Source organism: Pseudomonas sp. BSw22131, from assembly GCF_026810445.1.
Classification (GTDB): domain Bacteria; phylum Pseudomonadota; class Gammaproteobacteria; order Pseudomonadales; family Pseudomonadaceae; genus Aquipseudomonas; species Aquipseudomonas huanghezhanensis.
In genome coordinates this window covers 3,970,981-3,995,193 of sequence record NZ_CP113949.1, presented here as the reverse complement: position 1 = coordinate 3,995,193, position 24,213 = coordinate 3,970,981, and the positions used below count along the sequence as shown (strand labels likewise).

20 protein-coding genes are annotated in these 24,213 nt (G+C 59.0%); 16 read left to right on the top strand and 4 right to left on the bottom strand.

Annotation, left to right across the window (positions count from 1 at the left end; all coding sequences use genetic code 11):
• From OYW20_RS17885 to tssE, 12 genes are all read left to right on the top strand, one after another.
• Positions 1–2,040, top strand: a complete 2,040-nt coding sequence (locus OYW20_RS17885; RefSeq protein WP_268797269.1) for a lipase family protein — start codon at positions 1–3, stop codon at positions 2,038–2,040.
• Positions 2,041–2,044: 4 nt separating this feature from the next.
• Positions 2,045–2,842 (top strand): hypothetical protein, encoded by a 798-nt coding sequence (locus tag OYW20_RS17880; protein WP_268797268.1) that lies wholly within the window; start codon positions 2,045–2,047, stop codon positions 2,840–2,842.
• Positions 2,839–3,612 (top strand): hypothetical protein, encoded by a 774-nt coding sequence (locus tag OYW20_RS17875; RefSeq protein ID WP_268797267.1) that lies wholly within the window; start codon positions 2,839–2,841, stop codon positions 3,610–3,612. Before OYW20_RS17880 ends, OYW20_RS17875 begins: the two co-directional genes overlap by 4 nt.
• Positions 3,609–4,382, top strand: a complete 774-nt coding sequence (locus OYW20_RS17870; RefSeq protein WP_268797266.1) for a hypothetical protein — start codon at positions 3,609–3,611, stop codon at positions 4,380–4,382. Before OYW20_RS17875 ends, OYW20_RS17870 begins: the two co-directional genes overlap by 4 nt.
• Before the next feature lie 125 nt (positions 4,383–4,507).
• On the top strand, positions 4,508–4,774 hold the full coding sequence (locus OYW20_RS17865) for a PAAR domain-containing protein (RefSeq protein ID WP_268797265.1): 267 nt from the start codon (positions 4,508–4,510) through the stop codon (positions 4,772–4,774).
• 111 nt (positions 4,775–4,885) lie between these two features.
• Entirely contained in the window at positions 4,886–5,947 is a 1,062-nt protein-coding gene (locus tag OYW20_RS17860; RefSeq protein WP_268797264.1) for a hypothetical protein, read from the top strand.
• Positions 5,931–9,293, top strand: coding sequence for an ImcF-related family protein (locus tag OYW20_RS17855; protein ID WP_268797263.1), 3,363 nt, complete (start codon positions 5,931–5,933; stop codon positions 9,291–9,293). Before OYW20_RS17860 ends, OYW20_RS17855 begins: the two co-directional genes overlap by 17 nt.
• Positions 9,290–10,876: a type VI secretion system protein TssA gene (tssA, locus tag OYW20_RS17850; protein ID WP_268797262.1), complete on the top strand. Its 1,587-nt coding sequence runs from the start codon at positions 9,290–9,292 to the stop codon at positions 10,874–10,876. The genes OYW20_RS17855 and tssA overlap by 4 nt, the downstream gene beginning before the upstream one ends.
• 18 nt (positions 10,877–10,894) lie before the next feature.
• Complete coding sequence (tssF, locus tag OYW20_RS17845) at positions 10,895–12,664, top strand: type VI secretion system baseplate subunit TssF (protein ID WP_268797261.1); 1,770 nt, start codon at positions 10,895–10,897, stop codon at positions 12,662–12,664.
• The gene (gene tssG, locus OYW20_RS17840; RefSeq protein ID WP_268797260.1) at positions 12,628–13,725 is read left to right on the top strand and encodes a type VI secretion system baseplate subunit TssG; all 1,098 of its coding nucleotides are present in this window, start codon (positions 12,628–12,630) and stop codon (positions 13,723–13,725) included. Before tssF ends, tssG begins: the two co-directional genes overlap by 37 nt.
• Positions 13,706–14,242, top strand: a complete 537-nt coding sequence (tssJ, locus tag OYW20_RS17835; protein ID WP_268797259.1) for a type VI secretion system lipoprotein TssJ — start codon at positions 13,706–13,708, stop codon at positions 14,240–14,242. The genes tssG and tssJ overlap by 20 nt, the downstream gene beginning before the upstream one ends.
• Positions 14,243–14,246: 4 nt before the next feature.
• Positions 14,247–14,699, top strand: coding sequence for a type VI secretion system baseplate subunit TssE (gene tssE / locus OYW20_RS17830; protein ID WP_268797258.1), 453 nt, complete (start codon positions 14,247–14,249; stop codon positions 14,697–14,699).
• Between the two features lie 236 nt (positions 14,700–14,935).
• Here the strand turns inward: tssE and OYW20_RS17825 are convergent, their stop codons facing one another.
• The 3 genes from OYW20_RS17825 to OYW20_RS17815 all read right to left on the bottom strand — a co-directional run bounded on the left by OYW20_RS17825 (position 14,936) and on the right by OYW20_RS17815 (position 18,375).
• Positions 14,936–15,346 carry a PA2817 family protein gene (locus tag OYW20_RS17825; protein WP_268797257.1) on the bottom strand — a complete coding sequence of 137 codons (411 nt, stop codon included), beginning with the start codon at positions 15,344–15,346 and terminating at the stop codon, positions 14,936–14,938.
• Between the two features lie 130 nt (positions 15,347–15,476).
• Positions 15,477–15,677 carry a hypothetical protein gene (locus tag OYW20_RS17820; protein ID WP_268797256.1) on the bottom strand — a complete coding sequence of 67 codons (201 nt, stop codon included), beginning with the start codon at positions 15,675–15,677 and terminating at the stop codon, positions 15,477–15,479.
• Positions 15,678–15,927: 250 nt separating this feature from the next.
• A complete protein-coding gene (locus tag OYW20_RS17815) occupies positions 15,928–18,375 on the bottom strand; it encodes an acyl-CoA dehydrogenase (RefSeq protein ID WP_268797255.1) in 2,448 nt (815 codons plus the stop codon).
• A 227-nt stretch (positions 18,376–18,602) separates the two neighbouring features.
• On the opposite strand from OYW20_RS17815, the gene OYW20_RS17810 reads away from it, so the two are divergent.
• From OYW20_RS17810 to OYW20_RS17800, 3 genes are all read left to right on the top strand, one after another.
• Positions 18,603–19,226, top strand: coding sequence for a glutathione S-transferase family protein (locus OYW20_RS17810; protein ID WP_268797254.1), 624 nt, complete (start codon positions 18,603–18,605; stop codon positions 19,224–19,226).
• Positions 19,227–19,457: 231 nt separating this feature from the next.
• Positions 19,458–20,390 carry an ABC transporter ATP-binding protein gene (locus OYW20_RS17805; protein WP_268797253.1) on the top strand — a complete coding sequence of 311 codons (933 nt, stop codon included), beginning with the start codon at positions 19,458–19,460 and terminating at the stop codon, positions 20,388–20,390.
• A complete protein-coding gene (locus OYW20_RS17800; protein WP_268797252.1) occupies positions 20,387–21,166 on the top strand; it encodes an ABC transporter permease in 780 nt (259 codons plus the stop codon). Before OYW20_RS17805 ends, OYW20_RS17800 begins: the two co-directional genes overlap by 4 nt.
• Before the next feature lie 93 nt (positions 21,167–21,259).
• On the opposite strand, the gene OYW20_RS17795 is transcribed toward OYW20_RS17800, so the two are convergent.
• Positions 21,260–21,781, bottom strand: coding sequence for a DUF2062 domain-containing protein (locus tag OYW20_RS17795; RefSeq protein WP_268797251.1), 522 nt, complete (start codon positions 21,779–21,781; stop codon positions 21,260–21,262).
• A 152-nt stretch (positions 21,782–21,933) separates the two neighbouring features.
• Between OYW20_RS17795 and OYW20_RS17790 the strand changes: the two genes are divergently transcribed.
• Positions 21,934–24,150, top strand: coding sequence for a DNA internalization-related competence protein ComEC/Rec2 (locus tag OYW20_RS17790; RefSeq protein WP_268797250.1), 2,217 nt, complete (start codon positions 21,934–21,936; stop codon positions 24,148–24,150).
• Positions 24,151–24,213 lie beyond the last annotated feature (63 nt).

Below are 24,213 nucleotides of genomic sequence, written 5' to 3'. Positions count from 1 at the left end.
ATGAACGACAGACTGCACCGCACCGACACGGTTAATCCGAACCAGGATGTTTATTGCCGTCCCCAATTATTGCAATGGGTCGAGTTTCAGTTGCTGGACGAGCAAGGCGAGCCGCTGGCTAACCTGCCATACAGGGCAACCAACAAAGCCACTTGTACAAAGCGTGTGCCTGAGTTCGCAGGCCAGAGCGACGCACAGGGCGTGATCCGGCTCGAAGGGGTTCACCCGCTCGCCGTGACGCTTCTGCTTGCCGCCGATCCGTTGGCCGAAGTGCTGCAAACGCGACGCTTACGGGCGAAGCGGGCTGAGCCGGCCCGGCCGCTTAATGGTGACAACACGCCGCTGTATGCCCCGCAGCGCTCGGGCTTTTCGCCTATTGAAGAGCAGTCATATGCGTCGGGTCATGCTTATCACTACCTGCGCATTGGTCAGGTATGCGACAGCCTGCCGACGTTCGAGCCCCCGCTTGCAGATTCCAAGCAACTGCCGCCGTATCACTTTCCAGATAAGAGTTTTAGTGGCTTCACTCTTGAGCACGACCAACTGGATTGCCGTCATGTGCTGGAAATCTGCCCGCTGCGCGCGTGGTCGCTGGTCTTGCATCATCAGCCCGAATACAGCCTGGTCAATGCTTACAACCTGGGGTTGATGAGTAACCTTGCGTACAGCACCAACGCGCCGGGGACGCGTGGTTCTGTTGTCGACTTTTTTGAGCGGCAATGCCTGGATCTGTCACGCACGCCCGAGATGTGGGACGGCAAGTCGCAGCCTTGTCTGGTGCACGACGTGCGGTTCGACGACCGCTACACAATGTTCAAGGAGTTGGATACCCGTGAAGCTGAACCGCCTGAGGGGGATACCCAGCTGTTTTACGCCATCAGCGCATCACAGGTGCTGGTGGCTTGGCGCGGCACTGAGATGGGGATGCCGGATTTACGGACAGACCTGACATTGCGTCCGGTAAGCACTGAAATACAGTCTGCGTGCCAGCCAAGTGTGGAATGTGCAGATCTGACGCCGCAGGGGAAAGTCCACTTGGGTTTTCGTGAGTCCTATGCGCTGGCGCGGCGGATTTATCCCGGAGATTTGGCGGAGATGATTCCTAAGCAGGCTGACAACAGAAGGCTTTTCATCTGTGGTCATAGCCTCGGCGGCGCTTTGGGCCTGATTCAGGCGGCAGCTCTAAAGCACCTTAATCCTGTGCTGTACACCTACGGCATGCCGCGCACCTTTACCCTCAAGGCCGTGAATAGCCTGAGCGACATAACGCATTTCCGGCACGTCAACGACATCGACACCGTCCCCAGCGTACCGCCCGAGGCGGAGCTGGATAACCATCTCTACAACCTCTACGGTCCATTGGGTACGACGCTTGGGTTTACTTGGTCACTGCTGCAATTGGCGACCAGCCCGCTGTTCAAGCAGACCGATCCCTACTGCCACCACGGAAAAATCGCCACCTTCCTGTTTACCGAGCAACACACCTGGGAGGCGAGGGGGTCTTCTTACGCCGCTTACCGCAGCAAGGATGGCCTCGGCGCGCCTTATTACAACTCCGTCACCTCGCGCTTGCCGCACGCGGCCAAGTTGTTTGTCGTTCCCAGCCTGAGTGAGGCCGCAGATCGGCAGGCCGAGCAGGGCCAGAAGGGTCTTACCCAGTCGCTGAGCGCTGAAAGCCGTGCATCGTTTTTCCCGCCTAATCGAAACCTGAAGAAAGGGCGCGTAATAGGGTTTACCAGGCATTTCATGGCGAACTATTACGCCTATCTTTTCCATCACCTGCTGCACTCCATAAATCCTGAACGTGTACCGATGTTGCAGTTGCAAGAGGACTCGCAGAAGTTTGAAAAACAGATGAACGTCCATTACGGCCGCATCCATGAGCAGGAATACAAGCTCACCTGTGAACTCCTCAAATTGCAAAAACAGTTGAGTGGCACCCTTCAAGTGACTTGGCAGAGCGAAGGCGGTAGCGACGCTTTGCTGCGTTTCGATGCCATGGCTGATCCCGACTCGGCCTTTCCAAGAACTTATGGATAAGTTTATGAGCTTTATCGAGGAAACTGTTGTGACAGTAAAGACCTCCGTTGGCCTGCTGGTTGCGCTTGTCAGTCTGACAGGCTGCGCCCAAGACCGCAGCTTCGCGCCACCGGTGGATAATCAGTACATTGCAGTGACTGTCAAAGTGCCCGATGAGTTGGTGGCGGAAACTATGAAGGTAATTTACCGCTCGCCAGTCTGTAAGTTCGTTACTTACGATGCTCGTGGTCGACGGGTAGAACTGGATGGTTATAAAGGCGTCGATATGCTACCTGAGCGTCAAGGTCAGAGTGATCTATATCAGGTAAAGCTACCTATTGATGGTGGTGGTACATGCAAGTGGCGTTTGAGTAATGTCACCTTTGGCGTCACTCACGGCAACCCTACTCGCTATGGAGAAAACGTAGTCTCCGGTGCAGGTGGTGGGGTCATAGTCATATTTGATGATAACGCTTCACCCCGTGGTGGCGCTGATGCTGAGGTGGATGGGGATTTAGTCATTCGCAGGGACTACTATCCTTGGATAAGTGAAAGCTTTTTAGGTGGTTATATAAAGAGGATAAGTATCGCCGGTGAAGGCTATTTTTATAAAACGTATAAAGCGACAACGGCCCGCGAGGTCTATTTCGAGCCGCAGTATCACTCAAAATTTGAGCTCCGTTCGGCGGGAGTGAAGGTTAAGAAGGAGGGTAATAACCCAGTCTATACTTATCCAGACGGCACTGTGTATGCCGATAAGCAATGGCACCCCAACTTCGCAAGGCTACAAGCCATCCGACTGAAAGCGGAGGGCAAGCAATGAAAGTCTTATTCTTCATCGCATTGGCCACTTCTGTCATCAACCTGACAGGCTGCGCCCAAGACCGCAGCTTCGCGCCACCGGTGGATAATCAGTACATTACAGTGATTGTCAAAGTGCCCGATGAGTTGGTAGCGGAAACTATGGATACAACGTACCGCTCAAAAGTTTGCAAATTTATTACCCGCGATGCTCGTGGTCAACGGGTAGAACTGGATGGTTATAAAGGCGTCGATATGCTACCTGAGCGTCAAGGTCAGAGTGATCTATATCAGGTAAAGCTGCCTATTGATGGTGGCGGTGCATGTAAGTGGCGTTTGAGTAATGTCACCTTCGGAGTCGCTCACGGCAATCCTGTTCGTTTCGGGAAAAGTGTGGTAGCCGGCGCGGGTAGCGGAGTTATAGTCATATTCGATACTAATGCTTCGCCTCGTGGTGCTGCCAACGTTGAGGTAGAAGGGGATCTGGCTGTTCGGAGAGACTATTATCCTTGGATAAAAGAGAATTTTTTGGACGGATATATTAAAAGGTTGAGCTTGGCAGGTGAGGGTTACAACTATGCGATATACAAAGCGACAACGGCCCGCGAGGTCTATTTCGAGCCACAGTATCACTCAAAATTCGAGCTCCATTCGGTGGGGGTAAAGGTTAAGAAGGAAGGTAATTACCCAGTCCATACCTATCCAGACGGCACTGTATATGCCGATAAACTATGGCACCCCAACTTCGCAAGGCTACAAGCCATCCGCCTGAAAGCGGAGGGCAAGCAATGAATGTCTTGTTCTTCATCGCATGGGTCACCTCTGTCATCAGCCTGACAGGCTGCGCTAAGGATCTTGGTCTTGATCCCCCAGTTGGCGGAGACTCTGTAAAGCTGACTGTGAAGGTGCCCGATCAACTGGTAGCAAGAACTGCACAAGTTATTTATCGATCCACGCTTTGTACTTTTACTGCCCATGACGGTAATGGAAGATCGTACAAGCGCGATGGGTATCAAAATATGGATCTGGAACTTTTACGCTCAGGATATTCCGATCTTTACGAGACAAGACTACCTATAGAAGGTGGTGGTGCATGCAAGTGGCGTTTGAGTAACGCCACATTCGGCGTCACCCACGGTGACCCCACTCGCTTTGGCAAAGGCGTAGTCTCCGGCGCCGGCGGCGGAGTCATAGTGATATTCGATAATAATGCCTCGCCCCGAGGTGGGGCCGATATACAAGTGGAGGGGGATTTGTTTATTCGGAGGGATTACTATCCTTGGATAAATGAAAGCTTTTTAGGTGGATATATAAAGAGAATAAGTATCGCTGGTGAAGGCTATATGTACACAATGTATAAGGCGACAACAGCTCGCGAGGTCTATTTCGAACCGCAGTACCACTCAAAATTCGAGCTTCGTTCAGTAGAGCCGAAAGTTAAGAAGGAAGGTAACTATATTTCGTATACCTATCCAGACGGCACTGTGTATGCCGATAAGCAATGGCACCCCAACTTCGCAAGGCTACAAGCCATCCGCCTGAAAGCGGAGGCCCAAAAATGAAGTCGCTGTTCTTTCAGGCTTCTGCGCGCTAAAACTAAAGCGAAACGCATTGACCATGCTCTCGACGATAAGAAAGTTGACGGTGTGCATTGATGCCCGCATTTAAAACAATGGAGTTTAATTTAATGTCCCAAGGATTCGTACTGCTGGGCGATAAAACAACTCACGGCGGAGCCGTCATCACCGCTTCCGCCACACAGAAAGTCAATGGCAAGCCTATCGCACTGATCGGTGATCTGGTCTGTTGCCCTATTCCTGGACACGGGGTGAACGCGATCATTGAGGGCTGCGCAGAGCATATCGAAGATGGCCGGCAACTGGTGATCAATGGCTGCCGGAGTGTGTGTGGCTGCGTATTGATTTCCAGCATTACCGATCACGTGGTGGGCTGAGCCATGGGTTGGGATCGTCGACCCGCCGCCGTGATGCCTGTACCAGCGCCGCCTAGATTGGGACGTTGGTTGATGGCAGCCGTGGGCGCAGCAGTTGTCGGGTTTCTGCTTATGCGGCTGCATGAATCGGAGCAGGTGCCGCAACTGCAAGACGTGAATGTCTGGGCATTGGCCGGTTGGCCTCTGCTGGCGTGGGCGTTGACGTTCGGCGCTCGTGCGTTTTCATATGGCGGAGCGCTCAACCAGCACCAGTTCACGGATAGAGAAGCGGACGCCGCGCAGCAGGCTTGGGAATCCTGGGCAAATCGTCATCTCGCGGTTTACGCCCACTGTGTGTTGTTGCCAGACGAGGTGTCTGCCGTTGCGCTCACGCAGTCACCCTCCACGTTGCCGCCACGCGCCGGGGAGGCCAGGCGGTTGAGGATGTTGTCAGGGGCAGAAGATCGTACGCAGGCTGCACTGGCCCTCGTGTTGCAGGCGCTCGCCTCCACGCTTCGACAGCTGCCGCCGACGCAAGCGCTGCGCGTCATGCTGCTCAGCGATGCTGGCCCCGAACATCACGAGACGCTGGGCACCGCATGGGCTGAGGCATGGGCGAGTGACCCCGGCCGCCCGCCAGTGGATGCCGTCAACCTGAAAGACAGTCTGTCGTACGGCTGGGTCGACGAGACGTTGAAATCGGCGAGCGCAGCTTTCGAATTGATCGTGGTCCTCCAGCTTCACGGCGATACCGCCTACTCGGATGGCGTGGCGGCAATGCTGCTGTCCCCGGATCGCCTGGGGCAGGCCAGTGCGTTGCCTGTGCTGGGGGCGCTGTGCCGACCCATGCCACTGGATATCGATGATCTGGAGAACGAATTACCGCACTTTTTACGCAATCAGACAGCCGCTGTATCAGCCGCGGGACTGCTGATTGACCGGATTGAGGGACAGGCGCAGCCCGGTGAAGTCATTGCTGCAATCAGCGGCCTGAGCGCAGCGCTTGAAGCGCAGCAGCAATGGGTCGCTGAGACGACATGCGGAAATGCAGGCCCGTTCGGGCACTGGTTGGTCACTGCCCTTGCAGTGGAAGTCGTACGTCATCGGCAGCACTCGCTGCTCGTGCTCGCCAAGGATGAATCCCACTGGATCAGCACAGTCACCACAGGAGCTGGACATGACAATCTCGAATAATGGATGGCGCCTCGTCGGCCGTACGCTGTTGCTGATCGCGTTGGCGACAGCGGTGGGATGGATAATTCATCGTTATGGTGAATCCATCGGGCTGGTCGAGGCGTATAAAAAGCTTGTCGCCTTTCTGCTGATTATCGCCATAGGGTGCATCGCATTTCTGGTGCCACAAGTCCTGACTCAGCTTCGTCACCAAAGCGAGCGTGAGCAGGCGCGCGCCGACAGAGTTTTCCCCGCAGCCGAAGGCGGTCTTGCGCAGCCCGAGCCTGTGGACTCGCGGATCGTAAAAATCCATGAACACCTGCGCCTGCAACACAGCCTCTTCTGGCGCCACAACACCCGCATCCTGCTCATCATCGGCGAACCCACCCAGATCGAAGCCATCGCTCCGGGCCTTGCCGCCAAAAAATGGCTCGTCACCCAAAACGCGCTTCTGCTCTGGGGCGGCAGCCCGCAAACAGACCTCGTCCAACCCTTCAAACAATGGCAAGGCCTGAGCCGCTGGCGAGCACTTGACGGCGTGGTCTGGGCACTGAGCAACACCCAAAGCGCCAACGCGACCGCCATGGCCACCGGCGTGCAGCACCTGCAAAAACTGGCGGGTGAACTGCACTGGCAGTTGCCGTTGCACCTGTGGCAAGTCTGCGACAGCCAGTGGCCGCAACCCGACCGCACCACCGATCCAGTGGGCTGCCTGTTGCCCGGTCGTGTCACACCAGCACAGCTGGAAGAGATGCTTGGCGCGCTGCAAGCTCCGTTGCAGGAACAAGGTCTGGCGCATATGCACACCGCCCCCTTCCATGACTTCCTGTTCCGGCTCTCCCGGGATTTACAGGTCGAAGGCGTCGCGCGCTGGCGTCAGGCGCTGGCACCTTTACTCGGCACGAAAACCCGTGGTGTGCCGTTGCGCGGCCTGTGGTTCAGCTTGCCGCTGCCCCCCGGTCGGGCCAACGACAATAACCTCTGGCCCGCGGAAACCCCTTGGCTCGGCGTGCTCAACGACACACGTCTCAAAGGCCGGCGGATCGGCTGGAATGCCCCGCGCCTGAGCCACGCGCTGATGCTAGGCGCGGCGGCAGTCTGGGGCGCCGGGATATTGATCTCGTTCACCAGCAACCGCACGCAGATCCTGCATGTGCAAAGCACACTGACCACCCTGCAGCAACCGCAGACCGGCGACGCGCAGCTGTTAGCGCTCAACGAATGGGTGCGCGAGCTGGCGCGTCTCGATCACCGCGCCGCCAACGGCACGCCGTGGTTTCAGCGGTTTGGCCTCAACTGGAATGACGCGGTGCTCGACGCTTTGTGGCCGCAATACATCGAGGCCAACAACCGGCTGATGCGCGACCCGGCCGCGGCCAGTCTCGAACGGCAACTGCGCGCCTTCGTGAAGCTGCCGGCGGGCAGCCCCGAGCGTCTGGAGCGGGCAGCACACACTTACGAGCTTCTGAAAACCTACCTGATGATGTGCCTCCCCGAAAAAGCCGATCCCACCTTTCTGGCGCAATCGCTCGCCAAGGCCGAGCCAATGCGCGAGGGGCTGAGCGATGGCGTCTGGCAAGGCCTGTCACCTGCGCTCTGGCAGTTCTACACCGGGCAACTCGCTGCTCATCCCGAATGGCGAATCACCCCGGATGCCGCGCTGGTGGCGCAGACCCGGCAGCTGCTGCTTGGCCAGCTCAGCCAACGCAACGCCGAAGCCACGCAGTACACCAACCTGCTCGACGCAGCTGCCGAGCAATACCCGGCGCTGTATCTGGCGCAAATGACGGGCGATACCGATGCCTTCGCGCTGTTCACCAGCAACGCCAGCGTGCCGGGCGTGTTCACCCGTCAGGCGTGGGAAGGGCAGATCCGGCCGGCCATCGACGACATCGCCCAAGCCCGCCGCGAGGTCATCGACTGGGTCTTGAGCGACTCGCCTCAAACCATCGCCACCGAACTCACCCCGGACCAGCTCAGACAGCGCCTTACCGACCGCTATTTCGAGGACTACAGCAGCGCCTGGCTCAGCTTCCTCAACAGCGTGCGCTGGAGGAAAGCCGACAGCCTCGACGAAGTCATCGACCAACTGACCTTGATGAGCGACACCCGCCAATCGCCGTTGATCAAGCTAATGGACACTTTGGCGTACCAGGGCCGGGCCGAACTCAAAAGCCCCGCGCTCGGTACGCCCCTGATCGATTCCGCGAAACAATTGATCGGCCAGCGCCAGAAAATGCCGGAAATCGACATCAACGGCGCCCCGAACATCAGCCCGCTGGACGCTACTTTCGGCCCGATCCTGGCACTCACCCATCAACAGCCTGACGGCCAGAACGGCGAAAATCGGCTCAGCCTGCAGACTTTTCTGACGCGCATCACACAGGTTCGGCTAAAGCTGCAACAGATCAGCAACGCCGCAGATCCGCAGGGCTCGACCCAGGCCCTGGCGCAAACCGTGTTTCAGGGCAAGAGCCTCGACCTGACCGACACCCGCAATTACGGCAACCTGATCGCCGCCAGCCTGGGTGCCGAATGGGCCGGAATCGGCCAGACGCTGTTCGTGCAGCCGCTGGAACAAGCCTGGCAGCGCGTGCTGCAACCGTCGGCAGCGGGCCTCAACGATCAATGGCAACGGGCAATCGTCAGTCAGTGGAACAACGCGTTCAACACCCGTTACCCCTTTGTCGCCAACGGCAGTGACGCCTCGCTGCCGCTGCTCGGCCAGATGATCCGGGCGGACTCCGGTCGCATTGAGCAATTTCTGCAGAAGGAACTCAGCGGCGTGCTGCGCAAGGAAGGCAATCGTTGGGTGGCTGACAGCGCGCACAGCCAGGGCCTGCGCATCAATCCGAAATTTCTTGTGGCGATCAATCAGCTCAGCCAGTTGGCCGATGTGGTGTACACCGACGGCGGCATGGGCCTGAGCTTCGAATTAAGCGGCAAAGCGGTACGCGACATCGTGCAGACCAGCTTCATCCTCAATGGCCAGCGTCATCACTATTTCAACCAGAAAGAAAGCTGGCAACGCTTTGGCTGGCCGGGCACCAGCGACCATCCCGGCGCCAGCCTGAGCTGGACCAGCGTCAATGCCGGGGAACGGCTGTTCGGTGATTATCAAGGGACCTGGGGCCTGATCCGCTTGCTGGAAACCGCGCAGATCACCCCGCTGGACGACGGCGACAGCCGCTACCGCATAGAGCTGAAAGCCCCGGACGGCCTGAACCTGACTTGGCACCTGCGCACCGAACTGGGCGCCGGCCCGATGGCGTTGTTTGTCTTGCGCGACTTCAAGTTGCCGCAGCAGATCTTCCTCGCGGCTAACCGGGCAACAGGCCCTTACGCCCAGAACGGGAGCTACGAATGAGCCTGCAAACACTGCTCGCCACCTGCCTGGGTGAGCGCGACGCATTGACCCTTGCCCGACAGCAGGCACCAGCCTGGGAGGGCTGGTTGCTGCCGGTCAGTACCCAGTCCCCGGCTGGACAGGATCCGGGGTATGACGACGACTTCCAGCGTATGCGCGAGGAGGTCAACAAGCTCTCCGGCGCGGATGTCGATAGGGTGATTCAGTTGGCGGAGAAGCTGCTCAAGCACACCTGCAAAGACCTGCGCGTGGTCACCTATTACCTATGGGCACGTTTGCAAAAGGACGGTGAAGCGGGGCTTGCCGACGGGCTCAACCTGTTGGCAGCTGTGGTCGAGCAATACGGTGTCGATGTCTTTCCCGCTCGGCCCAATAGCCGAAAAATGGCGCTGGAGTGGCTTGCCAGCAACAAGGTGCTGGACAGTCTGTCGCTCTACCCGGAAGTCGTCACGGCCGATGCCGAGCGAATCGTTGCCGCGCTGGCATGGCTTGCTCGCAGTCTTGACAACTGGCCCCAAGAGCAACGCCCGGAGCTGGGTGCCTTGTACACCGCGTTATCGGCGCGCCTGACGCTACCCGGCGGATCGCACACCCAGGCCCCACCGCACAACGCCAGTCATGAAATAAGCGGGCAGGCCGCTGCGCCTACTGTGGCCTCGGTCAAGTCTGCACGTGATCTGCTGGACAGCGGCCGTGCGCTTGCGAGCTACCTGCGTGAACAACCACAGGGCTGGCTGGCGGCTCATCGACTGATGAAGAGTCTGCGCTGGGACACCGTGCATCGAGCGCCACCGCAGGAGGCGGGTGGTAATACGCGCCTGATGCCACCGCGCGGCGATTACCGGGCGCACCTCAAACGGCTGCTTGTGCAACAAAGCTGGAGCGAATTGCTCGATCAGATCGAGCGCATGTATGCCGAGGGTGTGAACCATTTTTGGCTGGACCTGCAGTGGTATCTGTATCAGGCGCTGAGCAAACAACCGGCTCCGCTGGACCGGTGGGCTGATGTCGTCAAAAGCGATCTGGGCATTTTTCTGGCGCGCTTGCCGGGGCTGGAAGCGTTGTCCTGGAGCGACGGAACGCCGTTTGCGGACGAAACGACACGGGAGTGGATTGCCCAACATTTCAGTGGCAATCGCCTCGAACAGCGTACGCCCGAATCGGCCATGCTCTCGTCGACGGCCGACACAGACGTTGCCGCGCTGGAGGCCGAAGCCATGGTCAAGGCTGAGGGTGAAAGCGTCGAGCAAGCACTTGCCTGGCTGGCTTCACAGCCTGGCGCCGGCCACGGGCGGCAGCGCTGGTGGATTCGACTGCTGATGGCTCGGGTGGCCGAGCATCATGGCCGAAGCGATCTGGCCCTTCATCTGCTGACTGAACTCGACGGCACAGCCCACCAACAGACCCTGGCGCAGTGGGAGCCCGAGTTGAGTTTCGAGGTCAAGGCACGCCTGCTCAAGCTGCTGCGAATGAAATACCCGCGCAGTGACGCGGACAAACCCACGCTGGCGGGGCGGATGGAGACACTTCTGGCTGATCTGGTCGCTATCGATCCAGTGCGCGCGGTCGTGCTTTGCGCGTAACTCTCATTCAAAAGGATTTTGAGCATGGACAATCTGACACTGCGTTATTTCGACGCCGAGATGCGCTATCTGCGCGAGGCGGGCCATGAGTTCGCTCAAGCGTTTCCGGACCGCGCAGCGCAACTCAATCTGGACAAGCCAGGGGCGCAGGACCCCTACGTGGAGCGTCTTTTCGAGGGGTTCGCGTTTCTGATGGGGCGGTTGCGCGAGAAACTCGACGATGATCTGCCCGAACTGACCGAAGGCCTCGTCAGCCTGCTGTGGCCGCATTATCTGCGCACCATTCCCTCGCTTTCGATCGTTGAGCTGGCACCCGAGCCGGGCTCATTGAATAGCTGTCAGGTAATAGAAAAAGGCTTCGGCGTCTTGTCGCAACCGATTGGGCCGCAACACAGCCGCTGTCAGTACACCACCACTCAGGACCTGACGCTGTGGCCCCTGGCGGTGGAGTCCTTGCGCGCCGCTCACGAACCCGACGGTCGTTCGGTCCTGCGCCTGCGCTTCACGTGCAGCGCATTGACGGACTGGAGCGAGCTCGATTTGAGCCAGATCCCGCTTTACCTCAACGCCAACGCCTCGACTGCCAATGCGTTACACCAGGCACTGACGCTCAATGCTCAAGCACTGTACATACGCCTGCCGGGAGGTGCGGGGCGTCAGACGCTAAAAGGGCATTTCTCGCCCAAGGGCTTCGCCGACGAAGATCGCCTTTGGCCCAAAGGCGACAGCGCGTTCAGCGGTTATCAATTGCTGCTGGAGTACTTCACGTTTCGCGAGAAATTCATGTTTGTGACGCTCAACGGTCTGGAGCAAGTCAGCATCCCGGCCGGCAGCGCATGGTTCGAGCTCGAGGTGGTGTTGAGCGAGCCGTGGCCCCATGGTTTCGAACTCAATGCCGAGCACATTCGTCTGCACGCGGTGCCGGTGATCAACCTGTTTCAACTGGAAGCGGACCCGCTGATTCTTCAGCCGTTGCAGACCGACTACCTGCTGCGGCCCATGCGTCTGCAGGACGGCCACACCGAAATCTATTCGGTGGACCGGGTCACGGGCAGCAAAAACGCCGAGCGGTATGACTACGTGCCATTTACCAGCTTCCGGCACAAGGGCGGCATGCTGCGCGATGAAGCGCCCGAGCGTTACTTCCACACGCGTTTGAAGCGTGGTGTCAACGGGCTGCATGAAACATGGTTGATCCTGGGTGGCGAAGGTTTCGATGAAGATCAGTTGCATCGGCAGGAAAGCCTGTCTTTGCGCCTGACCGGGACCAACGGCCAGCTTCCGCGCAAGGCGCTGCAAAGCACTTTGCTGGACACCACCGTGCAAGCCGCGCAAGTGGACGTGCGAGTGCGCAATCTGTGTGCGCCGACGTTGCCGTGTTACCCGCCCAATCGGGATCGTTTTCACTGGCGATTGCTCAGTCACCTGGGCTCGAACTTTCTGCCCATGCTCGACAGCGCTGAAGTGCTCCGGGGCACTCTGGCGCTGTACGACTGGTCAGGCAGCGAGCTCAATCGGCGTCGTCTGGCGGCCATCGTGGAAGTCAGTCATCACCTGATCCAGCGTTTCGAAAAAGGCTTTCTGCTGCGGGGCGTGGACATCGAGGTGACGCTCGATACCAACGGTTTTTCGGGGGAGGGCGACATCAGTCTGTTTGGCGAAATGCTCAATCGCTTCTTCGCGCTGTACGCCGACATCCATCTGTTCAACCAGTTGACACTGGTCCTGCAACCCACCGGGAAGTGCCTGCAATGGAACGAGAACCACAATCAGCGGATTCCCGGTTGAACGCCGAGGCGCTGCTCAAAAGCCTGAAAGGGCGGGTGGCCGAAGCCAATGTGTATCGCTTCTGCCAGTTGCTGGAACAAGCGCTTCCGGGCCATCCGCCACTCGGCAGCACGGAGCGGGTGACCGACGATGCAGTACGTTTCAGGCCCGATCGCGGCATGGGCTTTCCCGCTGGCGAGTTCAAGAGTATTGACCTCGGCGAGGTGCACTCGATGCATCCGCCAACGGTCCGTACCCGGCTGCTGGGGCTATATGGCGTCGATTCGCCTCTGCCTACGGCTTTTCTCGACGACATCGCGCAGCGCAGGGAAGGGCATGAAGCGCTGGAGGCGTTTCTCGATATGTTCAACCATCGGATCTTCACCCAGTTTTACCGGGTGTGGCGCAAGTACAGCTATCCCGCCTCGTTCGAATCGGGCGGCAGCGATGCGACTTCGCAATGCCTGCTAGGGCTGATAGGCCTCGGAATCCCTGGTACTGCCCGACAAATCGCAACACCGATGTCGCGTTTTCTGGCGCTGTTGGGATTGATGCGTCTGCCCACCCGTAATGCTGAAGGCATCACCGCGCTGGTGAGGTTGCTCGCGCCCGATACGGTGGCAAAGGTGACCCCGCACTGGCCACAGAAAGTCACGCTGAAGCACCCGGCCAGTTTGTCTCTGGAGCGTCCGGTCAGCCTGGCCCAGGGAATGCCGCTCGGTCCTGTCGGACGCGACGCCAACAGCCAATTACGCCTTGGGCTGTTCACTGAGAACAGCGAGGAAGGACGCGGTTGGTTGCCGGGCGGTCAGCTGCATCAGGATTTGCTGGTGCTGCTGCGGGTTTATCTGGGATGGCGATGCACCGCCCGACTTCAGCTGTCATTGCCGCTGCGCTGCCTGCCACTGCCCAGGCTGGGCGACGCGTCGGTCTTGCTGGGCATGACCGCCGTGCTGGGGCTGGGCGACGACGCGTGGCACCTCGCAGACCGAGACACCATCACGATCAATCTGGGTCGCTACCAAGGCCTGCAAAACAACCCATGGAACAGGGAGATTCAGCATGTCGCGTATCGTTTTTAACCTATGGACGCTCATTGCACTGGTTGCGTCGCTAACAGGCTGCGGGTTGGTGCAAACCGTCTCCGATGCCACGGCATCCACAACTCAGGCGATTTTCTACAAGCAGATCAAAACCCTGCATCTGGATGTGAGCGCGCGGGCCGCCACCAATATTGAAACCAGCGAAATGCACGGTATGTCGGTGTCCACTCTGGTTCGGGTTTACCAACTGAGCGACAGCAAGCAGATGCAGCGGGCGACCTACGACAGCTTGCTCCACAGCGGCGAAAAAGTGCTCGGTGCCGACTTGCTCGATGAGCAGTCGGTGGTGGTCAAGCCGGGCGAGGGCGCACAAATGAGCGTGCCGCTTAACGAGGGTGCTAAGTTCGTTGCCATTGTCGGTTTGTTTCGTGAACCCGATAACAGCACCCCTAGCTGGCGGCTGATCCTGACGCGCGATGACCTGGACCCGGACCGGCCACGTGTCATCGAGCTCAGTGACAACCAGCTGTCCCTGCGGCCGCTGGTGGAGGGGTAAAGTGATGAGCGAACTGAATCCCTCTCTTTACGAGATGCTGCTGCAAAACTTCGATGGCGAACTGGACTTGCATCGGGTCGATGAGCAGGACCAGCACATCCTGTCGGTGATGGACAATCTGCAGCGCATTCTCAACAGTCGCGCCGGCACGCTCAGCCACTTGCCCGACTATGGCTTGCCGGACATGGGCGTGGTCTTGCAAGGCCTGCCCGCCACCGCCCACAACTTGATCAGTATCATGACCGCGACGTTGCTCAAGTACGAACCGCGACTGGCCGCCGTTAACATCCAGCTGTTACCGCAGACATTGCCCGGCCATCTCGAGTACGCCCTGGATGTGCAACTCAAGGGCGGCAGGTGGTCGACGTTCAACACGACGTTCGGGACCACGCTCGGCCCCGAAGGCAGGGCGCTGGTCCGGCATTTGAAGCGCCAGCATTACCTGTCGCCCGCCTGATGCCCCCGCCCGGAAGCGCTAACGGGAAACCTGGTTATCGTTATATGCAGCGCTGATAGCTGCGTTGCGCACGGCATTGAAACTGGCGTCTTAGCCTTGGGATACATCCACGTGGCGGATCAGAATGCCCTCGTGTTCGTAGATGTCAGCGGTTTTTTGCAGGCCCCGGATGACTGCGAGGCAGCACTTCATGCAGGTTCAGGAAGGGGCGGCGGTCCTGAAGGACCGCAGCGGCGTCAGTGTTTCTGCGCATCCTTGGCCATGGTCAGAAATTGCTTTTCCTGATTCCAGTCGAACGGTTCTTCGTTTTGTTCGGCTTCGTAACGACGCTCTTCAAGCGCCGTGTACAAATCGATTTCGTCATCGGGCATGAAGTGCAGGCAGTCGCCGCCGAAGTACCAGAGCAGGTCGCGTGGCACCAGATGGGCGATTTGCGGGTAGCGCTGAATGACCTGGCACAACAAGTCCTGGCCCAGGTATTGGCTTTCGATAGGTTCCTGCGGCAGAAGCGTCATCAGCTCGTCATAGCGCTCGATGAACAACTCATGACTTTCTTCAGGTACCTGCTCGGCTTCACCCAGCGCGACCAGGATGCCGCGCAGGTGCGTGAGCAGATTGAGAGTGTGGTCGAGATTGGCGTAGGCCATGATGAAGTCCTCAGAGGCAAAAACAGGCGCGAGAGTATAGAGCCCTCATCAGACCACCGATACCCCGGCCGGGACTGGTGGTATTGGTCGACTGCTTTTGCGTGTGATCGACGCTTCGCTCAGCGCACTCTCAGTGCCATAACCCCGACAGGTACATGTGGCCTGCCTCGGTCAGCCGCAAGTTGAAATTGTCGGTGCCGTGCGGCTCGCGGGCGACGAAGCCGACAAGCAGGAGTATTTGCAGGGTGGCGGTCGGTTTGCCGCGCTGGAGGGTTTGACCGGAGGCGATGTCAGTGAGCACGCTGCGATGGGTGATGCGTTGGTCGATCATGGTGCTTCCCCTAACGTGTTTCTTATTGTTGAGGGGAGTGTAGGACAATCTTTGACGTCAGGCTGAACCTCTTCGCCTTTAACGCTTGTGCTCTCGAATCCTTGGCAGCGAATTCATTCGCAAGACGGCTGAATTGTTTCAACGCCTGCCGACGCCTCGCCAACAAGTTTGCTCCTACAGAAGCGCGGACACCTTCTGGCTCTGTAGGCGCGAATTCATTCGCGAGACGTCAGTGCGTCAGGGTATTACGTTAACGCACCTTCTCTGGCGAGAGCGTCAACGCTTCCTTGTCGAAGTCGTCCACATCGATGACCTTGCGCCGCGCGGCTTCCGCGGCACGCAACGTCTGCGCTTCGCCAGGCTGCAACACGCCCGATGTCAGCGCTGCATCAATCAGGTGTTCGCCAGCAGCAGGCTTGACCTGACCGCCTTTGACGGCGTGATGCAATTTTCCGCGCAACGGCTTGCTCGCCACCAGCAAATCACTGGCGTGCTGCAAGGCGCCGACTGCATCGTCCGGTGAAGCAGGGCGGTAACAGCCGTCCAGCAGCGACTCCAGCGCCGGATCGCCTTTGGCGCGACCGAGAATTTCAGCGACCTCGGCATCGAGCACGTCCGAAGGGCCCTTGTGGCGACGGCCGAGCGGGAACACGACCGCACGCAGCAATCCGCCGAGCACCCGGTTTGGGAAATTGCTCAGCAGCTCATCGAGGGCACGCTCGGATTCGCCCAGCGCTTCCTCCATGGACCAGCGAAACAGCGAACTCAGGTGCTCCGGATAGTCCAGGTCGTGATAGCGCTTGAGCGCAGCCGAGGCCAGATACAAATGACTGAGCACGTCACCCAGACGGGCAGACAGACGCTCACGGCGTTTCAGTTCGCCGCCCAACAGCATCATGCTCAGATCAGCCAGCATGGCAAAGGCTGCTGCTTGGCGATTCAATGCTCGGAAATAACCCTGGCTCAGGCGATCCCCCGGCACCGACTCGAAGTGGCCGAACCCCAGATTGAGGATGAATGTGCTCGCCGCGTTGCCCACCGCAAAACCGATGTGCTGCAGCAACAGGGTGTCGAATTCGGCCACTGCCCGATCGTGATCTTCACGACCCACCAGCGCCATTTCCTTCAGCACGAACGGGTGGCAACGGATGGCGCCCTGACCAAAGATCATCAGGTTGCGCGAAAGAATGTTCGCGCCTTCTACCGTGATGAAGATCGGCGCACCTTGCCAGCTTCGGCCCAGGTAATTGTTGGGGCCCATGATGATGCCCTTGCCGCCATGCACGTCCATGGCGTGGGTGATGCACTCACGTCCGCGTTCGGTCAGGTGGTATTTGAGGATCGCTGAGAGCACGGAGGGTTTCTCGCCCAGATCCACCGCGTTTGCCGTGAGGATGCGAGCGCTGTCCATCAACCACGCGTTGCCGCCGATGCGGGCAAGCGATTCCTGAATGCCCTCGAACGCAGCCAGCGGCACGTTGAACTGCTCGCGGATTTGCGTGTACTGACCGGTCACCAGACTGGTGAATTTGGCCGCGCCTGTGCCGACGGCTGGCAACGAAATCGAACGCCCGACCGACAGGCAGTTCATCAGCATCATCCAGCCTTTGCCGAGCATCTCCTGACCACCGATCAAGTACTCCAGCGGGATGAACACATCCTTGCCGCTATTGGGGCCGTTCATGAACGCTGCACCGAGCGGCAGATGACGACGGCCGATCTCCACGCCCGGTGTGTCGGTCGGGATCAGTGCGAGGCTGATGCCCAGATCCTCTTCTTCGCCCAACAAATGCTCAGGGTCGTAAGCCTTGAAGGCCAGTCCCAGCAAGGTGGCGACAGGGCCCAGCGTGATGTAGCGCTTTTCCCAGTTCAGGCGCAGACCGATGACTTCCTGACCCTCCCACTGGCCTTTGCAAATGATGCCGGTGTCGGGCATTGCACCTGCGTCGGACCCAGCGAGCGGGCCCGTCAGTGCAAAACAAGGGATATCTTCGCCACGTGCCAGGCGAGGCAGGTAATGATTGCGTTGCGCATCGGTGCCGTAGTGCAGGAGCAGTTCAGCCGGACCGAGGGAGTTGGGAACCATCACCGTGGACGCCAGATCGCCGCTGCGGGTGGCGAGTTTCATGGCCACTTGCGAGTGGGCGTAGGCTGAGAAGCCTTTGCCGCCGTATTCTTTGGGGATGATCAGGGCGAAGAACCCGTGCTCCTTGATGTGTGCCCAGGCTTCGGGGGGCAAGTCCATGGCCTGACCGATTTCCCAGTCATTGACCATGGCGCACAGCTCTTCAGTCGGGCCATCAATAAAGGCTTGTTCCTCGGCGCTCAACTGACTTTTCGGATAGGCGAGCAACGTGTTCCAGTCAGGCCGCCCGCTGAACAGTTCGCCATCCCACCACACCGTGCCGGCATCAATGGCGTCGCGCTCTGTCTGAGACATCGGTGGCAGGACTTTCCTGAACCACTTGAACATTGGCGCGCTGAAATGGCGTCGACGCAGATCCGGCAGCGCCAAGGGCAGCATGACTGCCAGCCACAGCACCCAGAGAATCGTCATCAGCAGGCCGTGTCCGTGACTGAACATACCCATCGCCAGCAAGTAAACCGCCACTACTCCCAGCGCGGGCAACGGTGCGATACGACGGTGGGCCAGCCAGGCCACGCCGATCACCAAAATCGGAATCCACAACCACAACATAAAAGACGTCCTCCGTGATGACGGTGATATCGGATCACCCTCAGTTGCACAGCCAATGGCTCTGGCCCGCTTATCGATAATGACATCGGGCCATCCCCGTAGTTCGTGGGGTGGCCGATGCAGGCGAAGTTGTGGCTTGAACAGCGTCTTCTCACGCTAGACTGTTGCGCTTAACCGCCAATCTCATTCGGTCGTCCACCTTTTTTATCCAGCCAGGAGAACACTCAATGCTGAAAATCTGGGGTCGCAAGAACTCTTCCAACGTCAGAAAAGTATTGTGGATCGCCGAAGAACTCGGCCTGAGCTATGAATCGTTGAATGCCGGGGGCGCGTTCGGCATCAACGATCAGCCGGAGTACCTTGCGAAGAATCCAAACGGCGTGGTGCCCATGATCGAAGATGGCGACTTCGTGCTGTGGGAGTCCAATTCCATCGTGCGCTACCTCGCAGCGCAACATGCCCCTGATTCTGCCCTTTACCCCAGCGATCCCAAGGTGCGCGCCTCTGCCGAAAAATGGATGGACTGGACGACGTCGACCTTCGCCGGACCTTTCAGATCTGTTTTCTGGGGTGTGTTACGTACACCGGCCGAGCAGCAGGACTGGGTGCAGATCAATGGTGCGATCAAAACCGTGCAGCAGTTGTTGATCGTTGTCGACGACGCGCTGGCAGCGCAGCCTTACCTCTCCGGCGAGCAACTGGGCATGGGCGACATTCCGCTCGGAAGCTTTATTTACGCCTGGTTTGAAATGCCGATTGAACGCCCGGCCATGCATCACCTCCAAGCCTGGTATGAGCGCTTGAAGCAACGGCCTGCGTATCAGAAGACGGTCATGACCGCGCTGACCTGATCAGGGAACGCGTCGGGTTAATACCGACTATCAACGGATGTCGCTGTACTTGCGCGGCATCGGCAAGCAACATTGCCGCCGCGTGCGCCCTCTATCCGCGCGTGCGCCCTCTATCCGCTCGTTTGAAGAAAGGCGGCGTAGCGGCCAGCTTACTGGCCCATGTCCCGGTCGCGTCACTCGCGGCCTGATCTTTCTTTTTGTCCCTTTCCTTTATTTGGTGCTTTTACAGTCATGAGTTCTGCGCTTTCCATCAAGCAGCTAACCAAGACCTACGGCAACGGTTTCCAGGCCCTCAAGGGCATCGATCTGGACGTCGCCGAGGGTGATTTCTTCGCCTTGCTCGGCCCCAACGGTGCCGGCAAATCCACCACCATCGGGATCATCTCGACGCTGGTCAACAAGACCACCGGGACCGTCAACATTTTTGGTCACGATCTGGACCGCAACCCGGCGCAACTCAAGCGCTCGATTGGCGTTGTGCCCCAGGAATTCAATTTCAATCAGTTCGAAAAGACCTTCGACATCGTGGTCACGCAAGCGGGCTATTACGGCATACCGCCAAAGATTGCCAAGGCGCGAGCCGAGCAGTACCTGACCCAGTTGGGGCTTTGGGACAAGCGCGATACGCCGTCACGTTCGCTGTCGGGCGGCATGAAACGAAGGCTGATGATCGCTCGGGCGCTGATTCACGAGCCGCGCCTGTTGATTCTCGATGAGCCAACCGCCGGCGTGGACATCGAGCTGCGTCGCTCGATGTGGACGTTTCTCACCGAGCTGAACGAGAAAGGCATCACCATCATCCTCACTACGCATTATCTGGAGGAGGCTGAGCATCTCTGCCGCAACATCGGCATCATCGACCATGGCATCATCGTCGAAAACACCGGCATGAAGCAGTTGCTCAACACCATGACAGTCGAGACCTTCCTGCTTGATCTGCGGGACTCCATGACCACGCCTCCGCAGTTGACGGGTTACCCGGCAAAACTGGTGGACAGCCACACACTGGAGATCCAGGTCGACAAAACGGTCGGGATCAGCGCGCTGTTCGCTCAGTTGGCGGCGCAAAACATTCAGGTCTTGAGCCTTCGCAACAAAAGCAATCGTCTTGAGGAGTTGTTCGTGTCGCTGGTGGAAAAAAATCTGTCGAAGGTGGCGATATGAGCTCCGAGCTGCGCCCCAACCTGATCGCCCTGAACACCATCGTTTATCGCGAGATCCGGCGTTTCACCCGGATCTGGCCGCAGACGCTGCTTCCCCCGGCGATCACCATGGTTTTGTACTTCGTGATTTTCGGCAACCTGATCGGCCGGCAGATCGGCGACATGGGTGGCTTCACGTACATGCAGTACATCGTGCCGGGTCTGATCATGATGTCGGTGATCACCAACTCCTACGGCAACGTGGTTTCAAGCTTCTTCGGCGCTAAGTTTCAGCGCTCGGTCGAAGAGCTGATGGTGTCACCGGTTTCGCCCCACACCATCCTGATCGGCTACACCTTGGGCGGCGTGCTGCGCGGTCTGATGGTCGGGATCATCGTTACCATGCTGTCGATGTTCTTCACCGATCTGCAGGTGCATCACCTGGGGGTAACCGTTGTTGTGGTGGTGCTGACGGCGACGATCTTCTCGCTGCTGGGCTTCATCAACGCCGTCTTTGCGCGCAACTTCGATGACATCTCGATCATTCCGACGTTTGTACTGACACCCCTGACGTACTTGGGCGGGGTGTTTTACTCGATCAACTTGCTGCCGCCTTTCTGGCAGACCGTGTCGTTGGCCAACCCGGTCCTGCACATGGTCAACGCCTTCCGCTACGGGATTCTTGGCGTGTCAGACATCAAGATAAGCATCGCCCTGGCGTTCATGATCGTTGCGACCATCGTGCTGTATCTGGGCTGCGCGCGCCTCCTGGTGAGCGGCCGCGGTATGCGCCAGTAATGCTGGCCTTGTAGGAGCGCGTTTGCCCGCGATCGCGATGTGCCTGAACCATTTAGGTTGTCTGACACACCGTAATCGCGGGCACGCGCGCTACTACCTCCGATTACGCTTTTCCCGCCTCAATCTCCACTGCCGCCCGACCCACCAGCGCCAGTAGACCATCGTCAGACAATATCCCAGTAACCCAAGCAATACGCCCGCCACCACAGAACCCAGCAAAAACGGTTGCCACAGTGTTGTCAGCTGTCCGCTTATCCACTCCCACGTCAGCTCATCCGGGAAGTGCCTTGGCGGTAGCCCCATGAACAGGGCGCCAATCTTGTACGTGCAATAAAACACTGGAGGCATCGTCAGCGGATTGGTCAGCCACACTAGGCTCACCCCGATCGGCAGGTTGCCGCGCACCCAGATCACCAGCAGGGCGGCCAGCAGCATTTGCAGCGGAATCGGCATCAGGGCGGCGAACAAGCCCATGCCCATCGCGCGCGCAACCGACCGCCGATTGAGGTGCCACAGGTTCGGATCGTGGAGCAGGCGGCCAAAAAAACGTAAGGATTTGTGTTCCCTGATGCTGTTCGGATCGGGCATGTAACGCTTGATCAGGTGGCGTGGCATACAGTCATCCGGGTGGTGGGCAGTTGAGTCGCGGCAAAGTATGCACAGATACTGAACGCTGGAAATTCAGACTTTGTGACAATTAATAAAACCGTCACGCCGCAGTTGCGCTAAGCCGTGAGGAGGATTTTTCGCTAAACAGGGAAGGGACCATGCGCACAGGGATGCTTGCGCTTGCATTGGGGCTGTTGGCCCTGCGTTTTTTACCGACATTGCCGCCCGTCTGGTTATTGCTGTTAATGCCGGTGGTCGCGCTGATGTTGCTCCCGTTTCGTACGTACCCGTTGGCTTTTTTCCTGTTCGGACTTGCGTGGGCCTGCGCCTCGGCGCAGTGGGCGCTCGACGATCGCCTGGCCCCAAGGCTCGACGGGCAGACGCTCTGGTTGCAGGGCCAGATTGTCGGCCTGCCGCACAGTGGCGAAGAGGTTGTACGGTTTGAACTCGAAAACCCCCAGTCCCGTCGCACCCGGCTGCCACAGAAGATTCGTGTCGCCTGGTACGGCGGACCAGCGGTGCGCAGCGGCGAAACGTGGCGTCTGGCAGTCAAGCTCAAGGCCCCCGGCGGTCTGGTCAATCCCGACGCGTTCGATTACGAAGCGTGGCTGCTGGCCCAGCGGATTGGCGCGACGGGTACCGTGCTCGACGGGCAGTTACTGACCTCGGCTTCGCCGTCATGGCGCGATACGCTTCGGGAGCGCTTGCTTGCCGTGGATGCTCAAGGTCGTGAGGGCGGCTTGGCAGCGCTGGTGCTCGGCGACGATTCCGGGCTCAGCACGGCCGACTGGCAGGTGCTGCAAGACACCGGCACGGTTCACTTACTGGTGATTTCCGGCACTCACATCGGCTTGCTCAGCGGTCTGATCTACGGACTGGTCGCCGGACTGGCACGGTGGGGTGTGTGGCCGCGATTCATCCCATGGCTGCCTGCTGCGTGCCTTCTCGCGTTCATGGGTGCGCTGACTTACGGCTTTCTTGCGGGCTTCGAGGTGCCGGTCCGACGCGCCTGCGTGATGATCGGCATGGTGCTGGTGTGGCGACTGCGCTTTCGTCAGCTGGGCGTTAGTTGGCCGATGCTGGTGTCACTGAATCTGGTTCTTGTCTTCGAACCACTGGTCAGCCTTACGCCTGGTTTCTGGCTGTCGTTCAGCGCCGTCGGCGTGCTTATTCTGATGTTCAGCGCACGTTTGGGCGCCTGGCACTGGTTGCGAAGCTGGACGCGGGCGCAGTGGCTCATCGCCGTCGGCCTGCTGCCGATGCTCGTGGCACTCAATCTGCCTGTAAGCCTCAGCGGACCTGCTGCGAACCTGCTTGCGGTACCTTGGATCAGTCTGGTGACGTTGCCTCTTGCGCTGCTGGGTACCGGGCTTATCGCAGTGCCAACCGTGGGTGAGGGGTTATTGTGGCTGGCAGGCGGATCGATGGAGTGGCTATTTGGGCTGCTGGCGTGGGTCGCTCGCTTGATACCCGCCTGGACCGGTCCGTCTGTGCCGTTTTGGGCCTGGGGCGTCAGCATGATGGGGGCGGTCCTGCTGTTATTGCCCAGCGGTGTGCCGATGCGGCTGTTGGGCTGGCCGATGTTGTTGCTCTGTGTTTTCCCGCCGATCAAAAGCGTGCCGGAGGGGCATGTCGAGGTGCTGCAACTGGACGTAGGCCAGGGACTGGCAATTTTGCTGCGCACCCGGGAGCACAGCCTTCTGTATGACGCCGGTCCGCGCTTTGGCGAATTCGATATCGGACAGCGGGTGGTGCTTCCCGCCATCCGCAAAGCCGGGGTGACGGTGTTGGACGTGATGATGCTCAGCCACGCCGACGCCGACCATGCCGGAGGCGCCCCGGCCATTGTGCAGGCGCTGCAGGTGGATCGGGTGTTGGCAGGCGACGTGGCGAGGCTGCCGCCAGAGCTGGGCGCGCAAGCCTGTCGCAATGGAGAATCCTGGCGCTGGAACGAGGTGACGTTTTCGACCTGGATCTGGGACGCCGCCGCTGAAGGCAATCAGGCGTCTTGCGTGCTCAGTGTCGAGGCCAACGGTGAGCGTCTCTTGCTGACCGGGGATATCGACATCAAAGCCGAGCGTGCAATGCTCGATGACGGATTTGAAGTACGTGCCGACTGGCTACAGGCGCCACATCACGGCAGCCGCAGCTCATCGTCCCGGCCTTTCCTGCGCGGGGTGTCGCCACGCGGCGTGCTCATCTCCCGAGGGCGCAACAACAGCTTTGGCCACCCGCATCCGTTGGTGATGTCGCGCTACCGCTGGATGGACATCGACACCTACGACAGCGCAGAGCTTGGGGCCATCACGGTGCAATTGGGTGCCTTTGGCGAGCCTCGGGCCGAGCGAAGAAAGATGCGCTTCTGGCGTGAATGAAACGGCCGGTTATTCATCGCGAGCTTCGGCGCGCCGACGCCCCTATGTTAGAGTGGCGCCACT